Here is a 13,992-nt window from a genome sequence, read left to right on the forward strand (position 1 = left end):
GGCGAACCATGGCCTATTGGTTGTGCACCGAACGCACCGTGCAGGCCGAAGGCGTGATCACGCGGTTCGATCCGCGCTTCTGGACGGTCAATTTCCCGCGGCCGATGATGGCAAGCGTGGTCTCCACCGCCGCCGATGCGCTGCGCGTCGATGCGGTGTTCTACAAGCGCGACGATCTCGCCGGGCTAATCTGGGCGGCGGAGGATCTGATCGATCATCCGCTGCTGTGCTACGAGACGGCGCGCGATTTCCGCGGCTGCCGGCTGCGGTTCCGCTGGCGATCGGCGGGGGTGATCCCGCTCGACGCAATCAACGGCCCGACGTTGACGATCGAGGGGCGGGACGCCGCGGGGCAGCCGCGATCCTGGTATGTGCGGCTGTGGAATTATGCGGTGGGCACGCCGAGCGATGCGATGGTGTCGATCGACTTCGCCGCGCTCGATGGCGGCTTCATGCTGCCCGGCGAGGCCGATCCGGTGTGGGCTGGCGACATCGACCGATTGTTCGTGTCGCTGGTGCCGGCGGGCTATGACGGGGTGGATGCGCCGCTGGCGGCGGCGCAGGAAGCCTGGGTGGAGGTGACCGCGCTCGAATGCGAGGGGCCGGGTGCGGTGCTGGCGATCGGCGAGGCGATCCTCCCCGAGCACGGCCTCAGCATCGCCAGCGGCTATGACGACAGCTACAATCTGACGCCGGCGCGGCTGCTGCGCAACGCGCTCCACCTCGGCTATCGTGGCGCGATCACCCATTATGTCGGGATGAGCCATTATTTCCGGCTCGAGGCGCTGGGCGGCGATTATTACGTCAGTCTGGCCGGTGGCGTGCTCAACACCGCGTGCGCCGCCTGGCATCGGGACCTTGCCGCCCGCGCGAGGCTGCTCGGCTATGAGCTGATCTGGTCGCTCAGCTACGAACTGTTCGATGCGCATTGCTGGAACGACTGGAAGCAGCGCGCCGCCGACGGATCGCCGGCGCTGACCGGCTGGACACCGCCTTCGACCCTGCTGTCACCCGCGCATGACGGCGCGATGGCCTATCTGCGCAGCGTCGCCCAGGCATTCATGGGCATCGCGATGGCGGCGGGGCTCGCGGCGAAGTTCCAGGTCGGCGAGCCGTGGTGGTGGACGATGGCCGATGGGCGGCCGTGTTTGTACGATGCGGCGGCCGTGACGGCACTGGCGCCGGCGGCGATCCCCAGCGTGCGCGGGCCGCTGGACGCGGCGCAGATCGCCACGCTCGATCGGGCAGGGGCGTGCCTGGCGGCATCGACCATCGCGCTCGCCGGGGCGGCCAAGGCGGTCGCGCCGGGGTGCGAGACGTATCTGTTGACCTATCTGCCGACGGTGCTCGATCGCGCCGCGCCCGAGCTAAAGCGCGCCAACATGCCGCTCGGCTGGGCATCGCCCGCGTTCGACGTGCTCCAGCTTGAGGATTACGACTGGGTAACCGCGGGCGACGTGGTCGGCACCGCACGCGGGGTCGCCGCCGCCGAGGCGCGGCTCGGCTATCCGCCGGACCGACAAAATTATCTGTCCGGCTTCGTGCTGCGTCCCGACCAAGCGCGGCAGTGGCGCGTGATCGAGGCGGCGGCGCTCGCGGCGCGGGCACGGGGCGTGGCGAGGACGTTCCTGTGGGCGCTGCCGCAGGTGATGCGCGACGGCTTCGTCCACAGCGGCGGCCGGCCAAGCGACGAGGGGGAGGATGAGGTGGATCCGTTCGACGACGTGCTGTTCCCGCTGGCGCTGGGGCGCGAGACGGAGGTGGCGCCCCGCTTCTCTACCGCGATCCTGACCGCGGCGGGTGGCGGCGAGCAGCGCAACGCCGCCTGGGCCGAGGCGCGGACGAGCTATGACGTCGGGCCTGGGATACGCAGCGAGGCGGACATCGCTGCGCTGCTCGAGTTCTTCCGGGCACGGCTGGGGCCGGCGCGTGGGTTTCGACTGCGCGATCCCTTTGATCACGAGGGCGCGGGGCAGCTGATCGGGACCGGCGACGGGATCGAGCGCCGGTTCTCGCTGGTCAAACATTATGGTGCGGCGGTGCGGCGGATCACGCGGCCGGTGGCGGCGAGTGTCGCCGTGGCGGTGGAAGGACTTGCGACGCAGGGTTTCGCGGTGGAGGCAGGGGGGCTGGTGGTGCTCGACGAGGCGCCGGCGATCGGCGCGGCGGTGACTGCGAGCTTCACCTTCGACGTGCCGGTGCGCTTCGCTGAAGATCGGCTGAGCGTGACGCGGGCGACCTTCCTCGCCAGCGCTGCCGCGGCCGTGCCGTTGATCGAGGTGCGGGAATGAGCGCGGCCGCTTTGATGGGGCCGACCTTGTCGACGATCGTCTTCTGCTGGCGGGTGGAGCGGCGCGACGGGGTGACGATCGGGCTGACCTCGCATGACCGGGAGCTCGAGCTCGACGGGCTGCTGTACCGGGCGGCACCGGGGATCACGCCATCGGCGGTGGTGCGCAGCGACGGGCTGGAACCGGACACGATGGACGTCAGCGGCGCGCTGGACAGTGCCGCGATCGACGAGGCGGACCTGCTCGCCGGGCGCTGGGACGGCGCGCGGGTGCTTCTAAGCGCGATCGACTGGACGAGCGGCGCCCGCGTCGCCGATCTCGGCGAGGGCAGGATCGGCGCGGTGGAGTTACGCGATGGCGGGTTCACCGCCGAGCTTGCCGGGATCACCGCCGCGCTGGCACGACCGGTGGTGGAGGAGACCTCCGCCGAATGTCGCGCCTCGCTCGGTGACCGGCGCTGCCGCGTGGCGCTCGGCGGCCGGCGGCGCTTCGCCCGGGTGACGGCAGCCAGCAACATGGTGCTGACGATCGACACCGCCGAGCCGGTGGCGGACGCCTATGGCGGCGGGCTTGTGCGCTGGTTCAGCGGCGCCAATGGCGGGCTCGAGAGCGCGGTGGCGGTATCGCATGGGCAAGCGATCACCTTGCGGGGGCCGCCGCGGTTCGCGGTGACGGCTGGAACGTTGATCGAGCTGATCGAGGGTTGCGACAAGAGCCTGGCGACCTGCACCAGCCGGTTCGGCAATGCCGCCAACTTCCGGGGCGAGCCGTTCCTGCCGGGAATCGACCTGCTTACCCGTTATCCCGGTGGGTGAGGCGGGCGCGGCGGCGGCGCTGGCGGCGGTGGGCGCGCGCTTCCGGCTGCACGGGCGCGAGGCAATGACCGGGCTCGATTGTGTCGGCACCGCGGCGCTGGCGCTACGCGCGGACGGCTATGAAGGGGCCGTACCGCGCGGCTACGCGCTGCGCGGGGGCGATCCCGCACGAGTGATGGCGTGGCTCGACGGGGTGCTGCGGCGGGTGCCGGCGGCCGGGGTCGGCGATCTGATGCTGCTCGCCCCCGGGCCGGGGCAATTGCACATGGCGATCAGGACGGCAGGTGGGCTGGTGCATGCCGATGCGGCGCTGCGCCGGGTGGTGGCGCGCCCCGGTGCGGCGCCATGGCCGTTGCTCGGCGCCTGGACGGTGGGATTGGGGGAGATGCGCGATGGCGACGCTGGTGCTGACCGCAGTGGGGACGGCGATCGGCGGCCCGGTGGGGGGCGCGATCGGCGCGCTGATCGGCCAGGGTGTCGACAACCGGCTGTTCCGGCCGGCGGCGCGGCAAGGCCCGCGGCTGACCGAGCTGGCGGTGCAGACCTCGAGCTACGGCACGCAGATCCCGCAACTGTTCGGGACGATCCGGGTGGCGGGGACGGTGATCTGGGCGACCGATCTGGTGGAGCATCGCGACACCAGCAGCAGCGGCAAGGGGCAGCCGAGCACGATCTCGTACAGCTATTCGGCGTCGTTCGCGGTGCTGCTGTCGGCGCGGCCGATCCAGCGGATCGGACGGATTTGGGCCGAGGGCAAGCTGTTGCGCGGCGCGGCGGGGGATTGGAAGGCGAGCACGGGGTTCCGGTTGCACCTGGGTGACGAGGATCAGGCGGTCGATCCGCTGATCGCGTCGGCCGAGGGCGCGGCGCCGGCGCATCGCGGCTGCGCCTATGCGGTGTTCGAAGGGCTGGCGCTGGCGGATTACGGTAACCGCATCCCCTCGCTGACCTTCGAGGTGGTGGCTGATCCAGGGGCAGTGAATTGCGGCATCGTTGCCGCGGCGCTCGCGCCCGAGGTGGAGGCGGCGGTCACCACCAGCGTCGCCGGCTTTGCCGCTGCCGGCGAGACCGTTGGTGGCGTGCTCGATGCGCTGGCGACGATCAGCGGCTGCTGGTGGGGCGTCGGTGCCGCTGGGAGCCGGCTGGCAATGCGCGACCGGGCTGACGACGTGACGTGGCTGGCGGATGCCGGCGTCGACGCCGGGGAGGGGCAAGGCACGCCGGGGGGAACCGGGGTGTGGGCGATGGCCGCGCCCGACAGCGCGCCCCGGGCGGTGGTGGTGTCGCATTACGATCCGGCGCGCGACTATCAGGCGGGGGTGCAGCGCGTCGCGCGGCCGGGTGCGGGCCATCGCGAGGAGCGGGTGGAACTGCCTGCGGCACTCGATGCGGCGGCGGCCAAGACGGTCGCGGCGGGGCTGATCGCACGCGGCGAGTCAGCGCGCCTGCGGCGATCCGTGTCGGCAGGGCCGGCCGCGATCGGGCTGGCGCCTGGCGCATGCGTCGGCCTGATCGGCGAGATCGGGGTCTGGCGGATCGCCAAGGCGAGCGTGACCGCGATGGTGACGATCCTGGAGCTGGTGCCGGTGAGCGACATCGCGGTGCCGGTGACTGCGAGCAGCGGCCGCGTGCTGGCGGCGCCTGATCAACAGGTTGGGCGGACGATGTTGTGCGTCGCCGAGGTGCCGGCGCTTGACGACGCGCCGCTGACCGCGCCGCGCCTGACGATCCTTGCCTGCGGTGAGGGCGCGGCGTGGCGGCGGGCGGCGTTGCTCTACAGCCTCGACGATGAGGCGAGCTGGACGCCGGTGCCCGCAACCGCGGCGCCGGCAGTGATCGGCACTGCCGAGGCGCTGGGCTGGGCACCGGCGACGCTGGTCGATCGCCGGCATCGGCTGGTGGTGATGCTGGCGCGAGCCGACCTCCAGCTGCACGACGCCGATGAGGCGGCGCTCGACAGGGGGGTGAACCTTGCGCTGGTTGGTGATGAATTGCTTCAATTCGCCGAGGCGGAACCGCTGGGTGATGGGCGTTGGGCGCTGAGCGGGCTGCGGCGTGGGCGGCGTGGCACCGAGGCGGCGATCGGTCGTCATTGTGCGGGGGACCGCTTTGCCCTGATCACCGCCGACACGGCGCAGCTGCTGTCGCTGCCGGTGAGCGCGATCGGGCGGACCGTGCAGGTGATGGCGACGGGGGTCGGCGACACGGCGGTGCCGGCGACGGCCGCAGCGGTGATCACGGGTATCTCCGTCGTGCCGCCGGCGCCGGTGCACCTCACCGCGGTGACGAATGATGATGGCGGACTAGCGATCGGCTGGATCCGGCGCAGCCGCATCGGCTGGCAGTGGCGCGATGGCGTCGACGTGCCGCTGGGCGAGGAGCAGGAACGCTACCAAGTGACGCTAGCGTCCGCCGACGGCAGCCTGCGCGTGATCGATACCGAGGTGCCGCGACTGGCACTGGCTGCGGGGTCGTGGGATCCTGGCACCGTGACGATCGCGGTGCGCCAGCGCGGCACCGCCGGCCTGTCGCCGCCGGCGATCCGCCAAATCAACCAGGGAGAGCAAGGATGAGCGAGTCGGCGAGCCCGCGCTGGGCGCTGCCGCTGCTGGCGGCGGGGCAGGCGGAAAAAGAACTCACCCATAATGAAGCGCTGGCGCGGCTCGACCTGATCGTGCAGCCGAGTGTCGTGGCGGTGGGCACCACCACGCCGCCGGCGGCACCCGGTGATGGCGACGCCTGGATCGTCGGCCCCGCCGCGACGGGGGCCTGGGCCGGGAAGACACAGGCGATTGCCGGATGGACACAGGGCGGCTGGCGCTTTGCAGACCCCGTCGAAGGCACCCAAGTCTGGAGTGTTTCTGACGGAAAACCAGTGCTTTACGCAGGCGGATCGTGGCGTGTCGGCGAGGTCCGGGCGGACCGCCTGCTGGTAGGAGGCACCCCCATGATCAGCACCCCTGCAGCAGCGATTGCCGATCCGGTAGGCGGCGCTATGATCGACGTCGAGGCCCGCGCCGCCCTGGCCGATATCCTCGCGGCGCTGCGGCACCACGGGCTGATTGTCGGCTGAACCACTGTGGCAATAGCGCAACAGTAGGAACTTTTGCGCGCTTGCGTGGAAACCATCCGCCCGATAGGTAGTTTGCGGTGTCCGTAGTGACACTCAAGAAAGGGGAATTCTATGCGGAAGCTTGCCGTCGTTCTGGCACTAGCCTCCACCGCCCTCGCCACTCCTGCCCTCGCCCGCGACAAGTCGTGGTACGTCGGCATCGAGGGCGGCGGCATGATCGTTGAGGACATCGATTACGACATCGGTACACTCAACAACGCTGCCACGGTCGATCACGACTATGGCTATGACGTCGATGGCGTCGTTGGTTACGATTTTGGCCCGTTCCGGGTTGAGACCGAAGTTGGCTACAAGCGCGCGACCGTGGACGGTTACAGCTCGACCGTCACCACTCCAGTCATCGGTGGTGCAAATGCACCGGCTGGCAGCTACAACGGCGCCGGCGGTTCGACGTCGGCCCTCAGCTTCATGCTGAACGGCCTGCTCGACTTCGGTGACGATGACGGCATCCAGGGCTTTATCGGCGGCGGTGTCGGCGTTGCGCGCGTAAAAGCGAACTACAAGCTTACCAACGCCGGTGCGTTCCTCGACGATTCTGATACCGTTTTCGCCTACCAAGGCCTTGCCGGTATCCGCGCGCCGCTGACCGACCATGTCGATGCGACGCTGAAGTATCGCTACTTCCGTGCCTCTGCGAGCGCGCTAGTAGATGCTAACAACAGCACGTTTGTGGGCAACTACAAGTCGCACTCGATTCTCGGTGGTCTGACCTACAACTTCGGCGAGCCGGCTGCACCGCCGCCCCCGCCGCCTCCCCCGCCGCCGCCGCCGCCGCCGCCCGCTCCCGAGCCGGTTGCGCAGGCTCCGGTGTGCTCGCCAGGACCGTTCATCGTGTTCTTCGAGTGGGACAAGTCGGACATCACGCCCGAGGCTTCGTCGATCCTCGACAACGCCGTCACCCAGTATCAGAGCTGCGGCAACGCGCAGGTCATGCTGGCGGGTCACGCCGACAAGTCGGGTTCGGCGTCGTACAACGTCGGTCTGTCGCAGCGTCGCGCGGACAGCGTGAAGGCGTATCTCACGTCGCACGCCATCCCCGATGGCTCGATCTCGACCGAAGCGTTCGGCGAGAGCCGCCCGCGCGTCGAGACTGCCGACGGCGTCCGCGAGGTCCAGAACCGTCGCGTGGAAGTCACCTACGGTCCGGGTTCGGGTCAGTAAGACCCTTCCTATCGTCGGAATGCAATTGGGGAGGTCGGCGATGCCGGCCTCCCTTTTTGTTTCGTGGCAGCTAATCGGCGTTCAGCCCTGCGCGATTGCTGCTAATAGACCGCCACTGCGTTAAAGGCGGCAGATCAGTTGAGCCTTCGCGGCTCCAGAACAAAGTGGACGGTAGATGCGCATCACGATGATCGGTTCGGGTTATGTCGGCTTGGTATCGGGCGCATGCTTTTCCGACTTCGGTCATGACGTGATCTGCGTCGACAAGGACGCGGGCAAGATCGAGGCGCTTGAAGCCGGGCGGATGCCGATTTACGAGCCGGGGCTCGATGCCCTTGTTGCCGCCAACGTCGCCGCGGGGCGGCTGACCTTCTCGACCGACCTTGCCGCGTCGGTCGCCGGCGCCGACGCGATCTTTATTGCGGTGGGCACGCCGACCCGCCGCGGCGACGGCCACGCCGATTTGTCCTATGTATTCGCAGCAACCGAGGAGATCGCCGGCGCGGTGACCGGCCCGACGGTGGTGGTGACCAAGTCGACGGTGCCTGTCGGCACTGGCGACGAGGTCGAGCGGATCCTGCGCGAGCGGCGTGGCGACGTGGACGTCCAGGTCGTCTCCAACCCCGAGTTCCTGCGCGAAGGAGCGGCAATCGGTGATTTCAAGCGACCCGACCGGATCGTGATCGGCACCGACGACGAGCGCGCGCGAAAGGTGATGCGCGAGGTTTACCGGCCGCTCTATCTGAACGAGTCGCCGATCCTGTTCACCAGCCGCCGGACGTCCGAGCTCATCAAATATGCGGCGAATGCCTTCCTCGCGACCAAGATCACCTTTATCAACGAGATCGCCGACCTGTGCGAAGCCGTCGGCGCAGATGTTCAGGACGTCAGCCGCGGGATCGGCCTCGACAATCGCATCGGCAAGAAGTTCCTCCACGCCGGACCCGGCTATGGCGGCTCATGCTTCCCGAAGGACACGCTGGCGCTGCTCAAGACCGCCGAGGATCACGACAGCCCGGTGCACATCGTCGAGGCGGTGGTGAAGGTGAACGACAGCCGCAAGCGCGCGATGGGGCGCAAGGTGCTCCACGCCCTTGGCGTCGAGCCGCGCGGCAAGACGGTGGCGCTGCTCGGGCTGACGTTCAAGCCCAACACCGATGACATGCGCGACGCGCCGTCGATCGCGATTGCGCAGGCACTCGGCGATGCTGGGGTGATTGTACGCAGCTACGATCCCGAGGGGATGAGCGCGGCCAAGGCGATGATGCCGGAGCTTGCTTTCTGCAAGGACGCCTATGAGGCGGCGCAGGGCGCCGATGCGGTGGTGATCGTGACCGAATGGGATGCGTTCCGCGCGCTCGATCTCGGCAAGCTCAAGGGTCTGATGGCGGCGCCGGTGATGGTCGACCTGCGCAACGTCTATCGTCGCGGCGACGTCGAAGCGGCAGGGTTCAGCTATACCGCGGTTGGTCGCTGACGACCATGGGGCGACGGGATCGGGTCGCGTCAGGATTCAGGAGGCCGGCTCGTCTTCTGCGAGTGCTGCATCAAGCCACGATGGCCGCAACGCGTCGCCGAGCGCCTCGACCCGGCGGTGCTCGACCATAAGCCCGAGCTCGGGATAGGTGGCGCGTGTCCTCGGCCCCGGCTCCGTCAGCGGGGCGACGACGAGCCGGCGGTTGACCTTGGCGCGATAGTGCATGCGTGCGGTATTCTCCTGGCCGACATAGCAGCCCTTGGAGAAGCTGACGCCGCCGAGCTCGCCGGCGTTGCACTCGAGCCAAAGCGTCTCGCCACTGCCGAGTTCGCCGATGCCCTCCGTCACGCCCAGCGACAGCCGGTGGGCCAGCCAGCCGGTCGCGGGCGCGGTCGCTGCGCCGAGCCAGCGTCGGCCGAGGGCCGGCAGGCGCGGGTCGGTCACGCCACGATCGCCGTGCGGCGACCAATGCACCGCCAGATTGGTGCGCTCGATGGTGATCGCCCGGCGCAGGCGATACATGGCCAGCCGTCGTGCCAGCGCATCCGCCTGCATGGCTTCGACATCGATCAGCACGTCGTCGCTTTCGGCCCATAGCAGGAAATCGAACAATGCCTTGCCCTGCGGGCTGAGTAGGGCCGTCCATAATGGCGCTTGCGGGGTCAGCAAGGCGACGTCGCCTGTCACCAGCCCTTGCAGAAAGCCGCGGACGTCGGCGCCGGCGAGGCGCAGCACGGATCGATCGGTGAGGGTGGTGGAGTCCATCCGTCCCACCTAGGCACCGGACAGCGATTTCCAAGGGCCGCGTGCTGGCGGCGCGGCGCCGGCAGGGCTAGAGGATCGGCATGACCGACCGCCTGACGATCCGCCGCCCCGATGACTGGCATGTCCACCTGCGCGATAGCGCAATGCTGCAGGCGGTCGCTCCGGCGACGGCGCGACAGTTCGCCCGCGCGATCATCATGCCCAATCTGACGCCACCGATCACCAGCGTTGCGGCGGCAGAGGCTTATCGGCAGCGCATTCTGGCCGCATTGGGCGAGAGCGCCAACTTCACCCCGCTGATGACCTGCTATCTGACCGATCAGGCAGACGCGGCCGAGATCGTGCGTGGCTATGAGGCCGGTGTGTTTGCCGCCTGCAAGCTTTATCCTGCGCATGCGACCACCAACTCGGCGCACGGCGTCACCGATATCATGCAGCTTGGCGCGGTGCTCGAGGCGATGCAGCGCGCGGGCATGCCGCTGCTGATCCACGGCGAGGTGACGGATCGGGCCATCGACATCTTCGATCGCGAAGCGGTGTTCATTGAGCGCGTGCTGACGCCGCTGCTGCGCGCTTATCCCGCGCTCAAGATCGTGCTCGAGCATATCACCACCGCGGAAGCGGCAGCGTTCGTCACCGAGGTTGACCATCCGATCGCCGCGACGATCACGCCCCAGCATCTGATCATCAACCGCAACGCGATCTTCGACGGTGGCCTGCGCCCCCATGCCTATTGCCTGCCGGTCGCCAAGCGCGAGGCGCATCGCCTGGCCGTGCGTCGCGCCGCGGTATCTGGATCATCGCGCTTCTTCCTCGGCACCGACAGTGCCCCGCATGTGGTGGGCGCCAAGGAATCGGGCTGCGGTTGCGCGGGTATCTACAACGCACCCTATGCGCTTGAGGCCTACGTGCAGGTCTTCGACGAGGAGGACGCGCTCGATCGCTTCGAAGGCTTTGCCGCCGAACATGGCGCACGTTTCTACGGGCTCCCGCTCAACGACGGGACGGTAACGCTGGTACGCGACCAGGTAACCGTCTCCGATCTAATCGGCGAGGACGATACGGCGGTGGTGCCCTTCCTGGCCGGCCAGACCATCGGCTGGCGACTGGAAATCTAAGCGGACGCTAGAAAGGCAGCCACTTCGCCTTGTGGGTGATCTTCATGTAGCCGACGTTCACCCCGGCGCGATAGCCGACGCCGAGCCTGATCGGGATCAGCACGACATTGCCGCGCCGCAAATAGGTCGCCGCAAAGCCGCCGACGAAATACAGCCGGCCCTCGGCGGCAGGGAAGCGGTGGTAGAGATCCTCGGTGTCGTAGAGGTTGTAGACCAGCACGAACACCTTGTTGGCGTCGCCACCGACATCGAAGCCGACCGACGGGCCGGTCCAATAGACCGGCTGCTGCCCCTCGACCTTGTGGGTCATGATCCCGGAACCGTAGCGAAGGCCGACCACGAACGCGCCGGCGGCCTCGCGCCCGGCGATATAGGCGTTGGGGCGTCCCTGGTCCTTGAGGATCTTCTCGAGGATGCCGGCAAGACCCGCGGCGCCCTTGCCGAACACGCCCTCGCCCGCCGCGAGCAGATCGTCGCGCTCATAGGTGTCGGCGGCGTGGGTGGTGGCGTCGGCACGCGCCTGTTGGCTGCCGTTGGTGGCCGTACGCGCCACCGGTGCTTCGTCCTCGCGATCGACCTGCTCCGGCTCGCTGGCCGGCGCCTGCTCCTGAAAGCCCGGCGAGGTGGTCGCACGCCGAGCGGGTTGCGCGGGCGCATTCGTGGCGAGGTCGCCGTCGATAGCGCGATTGGGATCGATAGTCGCCACCTGAGCCGGGGCACTCCCCGCCAACGCCGCGGCGGCTGCCAATCCCAATCCTACGACACGCATGGCAATCCCCCATCGGCACACCCCGATCATCCTGGTTAATCAGGAAGCGGCTTGCCCGGCAATGAACGACGCGCCGAGGGCATGAAAATTTGCGGCCAATCGCCTGCATCCATTCAGTTGATCGATCGCAATACCCTCGCTATAGCCGCGATCCTGCCGCAGCCGGAGACGTGGGTGAGTGGCTGAAACCAGCGGTTTGCTAAACCGCCGTAGGGGGATTACTCCTACCGAGGGTTCGAATCCCTCCGTCTCCGCCATTTCCCGTCCAGGGTCATGCGCTGCAATTCAAAAGACACCGTGGGTTCAAGGGCGTAGCGTTGCGCTCATCCGTCGGCGTTCGCGTCAGTTCGATGCGCTTCGGCAGCCTGAGTGGGGTTGGAAGTAGGGTCGCTGCGGAACGACCCCACTGCTCAGAGCAGGCTGAAGGGGTGATCGGCCCAAGCCTGCATCAGGGCGCCACGCCTTTGCCAAGCGGTGAGGCAGGGCGCGCGATCACTTGCTTCCGGTGCTGTACACCGAGCTCAAGCCGCTTGAGGTATCGCACTACTGGGAACCGCGAGCGGCGCGATTGTGGAGGTGCCGTGGGCATTTGCCACCCTCGTGTTTGGCGGCAGGGTCGCCCCTAGCATCTCGCTATCATCAATGCCCCGCTCGACTGCTTTGTGGCCGTCAGAAATTTGCGCGGGGACGGACAGGCGTCATGAAGGGTTATCAAACGTCGTGCTCATCGTTGGGTATGGTTTTGGCCGTGCTTTTCCCCGCCGCCGGTCACCGTGGCTGGGTCAAAGCGAGCAGCGTAGGGCGCGATCTGCTGGACGGAGTGACACTTGGCGTTCCTCCATTGAAAGGTGACTGCGGCGGTGATTTGCAGGTGACGACGAGCATGCTGGCCGCAGGGAGCTCGACAATCGTGCTACAGCCGCGGCCTTCCATTCGCATTTGCAGGATATACGATCAGCTTGGCCTTTTCCAAATCACCAGCAGAATGGCTTATTCATGATCAAAGCGCAGACGATGAAACAGATGCGTCGCATTCACCTCTACATCGGCGTCTTCTTCACCCCCGCGATCCTGTTATTCGCGCTTAGTGGAGCGTTGCAGACGTTCCGGTTGCAGGAAGAGAAGGGTTACGGGGGCACCCCTCCGGCGTGGATCGTGTGGATGGCGAGTGTGCACAAGGACTCGTCGATGCCAAGGGATCGAGGAACGGAGCACAAGGATAGGCGCCCGGCTACGAGCGTAGTCAAGAAGGCTGATGCCAGCTCCAATCCGCCACCCACGCATAAAAGCCCTTCCAGGTTGCCGATGCGGGTATTTGTGGTCTTGCTGTCGATCGGGCTGATTATCTCCTCATCGCTTGGTGTCGCGATTGCGCTGAACAACAAGACGACGCGGCGCGCGTCTTTCCTGGCGCTTTTCGCGGGAACAGTGCTGCCGCTCCTGCTGATGCTAAACTAGCAATATAGTTTGCATGAGCCTAAAGCATCGACGTGTACGCCGGCCTTCGTTGCAGCCTTCTGACGGCGGCCACCCGCCTACTGCCGCTCGGTTTATCATCAACCATGATCCTTGTTGCGGGTCGAACTCCACGTTCGGCTCTTCGAAAGCAGGCCGTCTGTTGACGTCAATGCGTGCGAGCACACTGGGCGGTGATGCCGCACTTGCGGGATCAGGAGCAGTGCCGGCGCGGACAATAGCGCAATGAGCGCGCAGGCGATGTCGACCAAGTCCAGTAAGGAGACATCTGCCGTATACGGCTGGTGCATGCTCTGCGACGTTCAGGCGTCGGCCCAGCGGCGCAGCAAATTGTGGTAGACGCCGGTCAATTGAACTACGGTGGGATCGCCTTGGCCGCGCTCGGCCGCGACATTCTGCACCGACTGATCGAGCTCGAACAGCGTCCGCCGCTCGCCCTCGTCACGGACCATCGACTGCATCCACATGAACGAGGCCACCCGTCTGCCGCGGGTCACCGGTGCGACGCGGTGGAGGCTCGACGAGGGGTAGAGAACCAGATGCCCGGCCGGCAGCTTGATCGCCTGCTCGCCGAACTGGCCTTCGATGATCAACTCGCCGCCATCATACGAAGCGGGGTCTTCAAGGAAGAGCGTCGCCGACAAATCGCTCCGGATTCGGAAATCGCTGCCGCGGCGGATGCGGATCGCATTGTCGACATGGGTGCCGAAGGTCTCGCCGATGCCATAACGGTTGAACAGGGGCGGGAAGACCTTGAGCGGCAGCGCCGCGGCGATGAACAGCGCCGAACCACTGAGCGCATCGAGCACCATCGCGCCGCCGTCACGTGCCGCGACGCTGTCTTCGGGCAGTTGCTCGTTGCGCTTGGCGAGCGCTGATTGGTGGCCGGAAGTAACGTTGCCGTCGACCCACTCGGCGGCGTCGATGATGGCGCGCAGCTGCTTGACGCCGGTAGCATCGAGCACATCGGGAATCGCGATCAGCATG

General features: G+C 67.4%; 12 protein-coding genes and 1 tRNA gene. 10 read left to right on the forward strand and 3 right to left on the reverse strand.

Features of this window, described 5'->3' with window-relative positions:
* Positions 1-8: 8 nt before the first annotated feature.
* The 6 genes from AC07M8_RS05490 to AC07M8_RS05515 all read left to right on the forward strand — a co-directional run bounded on the left by AC07M8_RS05490 (position 9) and on the right by AC07M8_RS05515 (position 8,877).
* Positions 9-2,291: a DUF2460 domain-containing protein gene (locus tag AC07M8_RS05490; RefSeq protein WP_495173372.1), complete on the forward strand. Its 2,283-nt coding sequence runs from the start codon at positions 9-11 to the stop codon at positions 2,289-2,291.
* A complete protein-coding gene (locus tag AC07M8_RS05495) occupies positions 2,288-3,106 on the forward strand; it encodes a phage/gene transfer agent baseplate hub protein (protein ID WP_495173373.1) in 819 nt (272 codons plus the stop codon). The genes AC07M8_RS05490 and AC07M8_RS05495 overlap by 4 nt, the downstream gene beginning before the upstream one ends.
* A 392-nt stretch (positions 3,107-3,498) precedes the next feature.
* A complete protein-coding gene (locus tag AC07M8_RS05500; protein ID WP_495173374.1) occupies positions 3,499-5,679 on the forward strand; it encodes a GTA baseplate fiber-binding domain-containing protein in 2,181 nt (726 codons plus the stop codon).
* Positions 5,676-6,179, forward strand: a complete 504-nt coding sequence (locus AC07M8_RS05505; RefSeq protein ID WP_495173375.1) for a DUF2793 domain-containing protein — start codon at positions 5,676-5,678, stop codon at positions 6,177-6,179. Before AC07M8_RS05500 ends, AC07M8_RS05505 begins: the two co-directional genes overlap by 4 nt.
* Before the next feature lie 111 nt (positions 6,180-6,290).
* Entirely contained in the window at positions 6,291-7,400 is a 1,110-nt protein-coding gene (locus AC07M8_RS05510) for an OmpA family protein (RefSeq protein ID WP_495173376.1), read from the forward strand.
* 175 nt (positions 7,401-7,575) lie between these two features.
* On the forward strand, positions 7,576-8,877 hold the full coding sequence (locus AC07M8_RS05515) for a UDP-glucose dehydrogenase family protein (protein WP_495173377.1): 1,302 nt from the start codon (positions 7,576-7,578) through the stop codon (positions 8,875-8,877).
* Positions 8,878-8,913: 36 nt separating this feature from the next.
* Here AC07M8_RS05515 and ygfZ read toward each other — a convergent pair whose 3' ends face one another.
* On the reverse strand, positions 8,914-9,642 hold the full coding sequence (ygfZ, locus tag AC07M8_RS05520) for a CAF17-like 4Fe-4S cluster assembly/insertion protein YgfZ (RefSeq protein WP_495173378.1): 729 nt from the start codon (positions 9,640-9,642) through the stop codon (positions 8,914-8,916).
* A gap of 80 nt (positions 9,643-9,722) precedes the next feature.
* Between ygfZ and pyrC the strand changes: the two genes are divergently transcribed.
* Complete coding sequence (pyrC, locus tag AC07M8_RS05525; RefSeq protein WP_495173379.1) at positions 9,723-10,760, forward strand: dihydroorotase; 1,038 nt, start codon at positions 9,723-9,725, stop codon at positions 10,758-10,760.
* A gap of 7 nt (positions 10,761-10,767) precedes the next feature.
* Here the strand turns inward: pyrC and AC07M8_RS05530 are convergent, their stop codons facing one another.
* Positions 10,768-11,559 carry a DUF1134 domain-containing protein gene (locus AC07M8_RS05530; protein WP_495173380.1) on the reverse strand — a complete coding sequence of 264 codons (792 nt, stop codon included), beginning with the start codon at positions 11,557-11,559 and terminating at the stop codon, positions 10,768-10,770.
* A 134-nt stretch (positions 11,560-11,693) separates the two neighbouring features.
* On the opposite strand from AC07M8_RS05530, the gene AC07M8_RS05535 reads away from it, so the two are divergent.
* The 3 genes from AC07M8_RS05535 (at position 11,694) to AC07M8_RS05545 (ending at position 12,987) form a co-directional block, all read left to right on the forward strand.
* Positions 11,694-11,786: transfer RNA gene (locus AC07M8_RS05535), tRNA-Ser, on the forward strand.
* Positions 11,787-12,229: 443 nt separating this feature from the next.
* Positions 12,230-12,529 carry a hypothetical protein gene (locus tag AC07M8_RS05540; RefSeq protein ID WP_495173381.1) on the forward strand — a complete coding sequence of 100 codons (300 nt, stop codon included), beginning with the start codon at positions 12,230-12,232 and terminating at the stop codon, positions 12,527-12,529.
* The gene (locus AC07M8_RS05545; RefSeq protein WP_495173382.1) at positions 12,526-12,987 is read left to right on the forward strand and encodes a hypothetical protein; all 462 of its coding nucleotides are present in this window, start codon (positions 12,526-12,528) and stop codon (positions 12,985-12,987) included. The genes AC07M8_RS05540 and AC07M8_RS05545 overlap by 4 nt, the downstream gene beginning before the upstream one ends.
* 320 nt (positions 12,988-13,307) lie before the next feature.
* Here AC07M8_RS05545 and AC07M8_RS05550 read toward each other — a convergent pair whose 3' ends face one another.
* The gene (locus AC07M8_RS05550; RefSeq protein ID WP_495173772.1) at positions 13,308-13,991 is read right to left on the reverse strand and encodes a Fe2+-dependent dioxygenase; all 684 of its coding nucleotides are present in this window, start codon (positions 13,989-13,991) and stop codon (positions 13,308-13,310) included.
* Between the last annotated feature and the right edge of the window lies 1 nt (position 13,992).

This window comes from Sphingomonas sp. GW821-FHT09E03 (assembly GCF_059416225.1).

What these genes read in the sequence shown, in the direction of transcription:
- AC07M8_RS05540 (WP_495173381.1), top strand. Translation starts at nt 12,230, where the DNA reads ATGAAGGGTTATCAAACGTCGTGCTCATCGTTGGGTATGGTTTTGGCC.
- AC07M8_RS05545 (WP_495173382.1), top strand. Translation starts at nt 12,526, where the DNA reads ATGATCAAAGCGCAGACGATGAAACAGATGCGTCGCATTCACCTCTAC.
- AC07M8_RS05495 (WP_495173373.1), top strand. Translation starts at nt 2,288, where the DNA reads ATGAGCGCGGCCGCTTTGATGGGGCCGACCTTGTCGACGATCGTCTTC.
- AC07M8_RS05510 (WP_495173376.1), top strand. Translation starts at nt 6,291, where the DNA reads ATGCGGAAGCTTGCCGTCGTTCTGGCACTAGCCTCCACCGCCCTCGCC.
- AC07M8_RS05500 (WP_495173374.1), top strand. Translation starts at nt 3,499, where the DNA reads ATGGCGACGCTGGTGCTGACCGCAGTGGGGACGGCGATCGGCGGCCCG.
- AC07M8_RS05530 (WP_495173380.1), bottom strand. Translation starts at nt 11,559, where the DNA reads ATGATCGGGGTGTGCCGATGGGGGATTGCCATGCGTGTCGTAGGATTG.
- AC07M8_RS05550 (WP_495173772.1), bottom strand. Translation starts at nt 13,991, where the DNA reads ATGCTGATCGCGATTCCCGATGTGCTCGATGCTACCGGCGTCAAGCAG.
- pyrC (WP_495173379.1), top strand. Translation starts at nt 9,723, where the DNA reads ATGACCGACCGCCTGACGATCCGCCGCCCCGATGACTGGCATGTCCAC.
- ygfZ (WP_495173378.1), bottom strand. Translation starts at nt 9,642, where the DNA reads ATGGACTCCACCACCCTCACCGATCGATCCGTGCTGCGCCTCGCCGGC.
- AC07M8_RS05490 (WP_495173372.1), top strand. Translation starts at nt 9, where the DNA reads ATGGCCTATTGGTTGTGCACCGAACGCACCGTGCAGGCCGAAGGCGTG.
- AC07M8_RS05515 (WP_495173377.1), top strand. Translation starts at nt 7,576, where the DNA reads ATGCGCATCACGATGATCGGTTCGGGTTATGTCGGCTTGGTATCGGGC.
- AC07M8_RS05505 (WP_495173375.1), top strand. Translation starts at nt 5,676, where the DNA reads ATGAGCGAGTCGGCGAGCCCGCGCTGGGCGCTGCCGCTGCTGGCGGCG.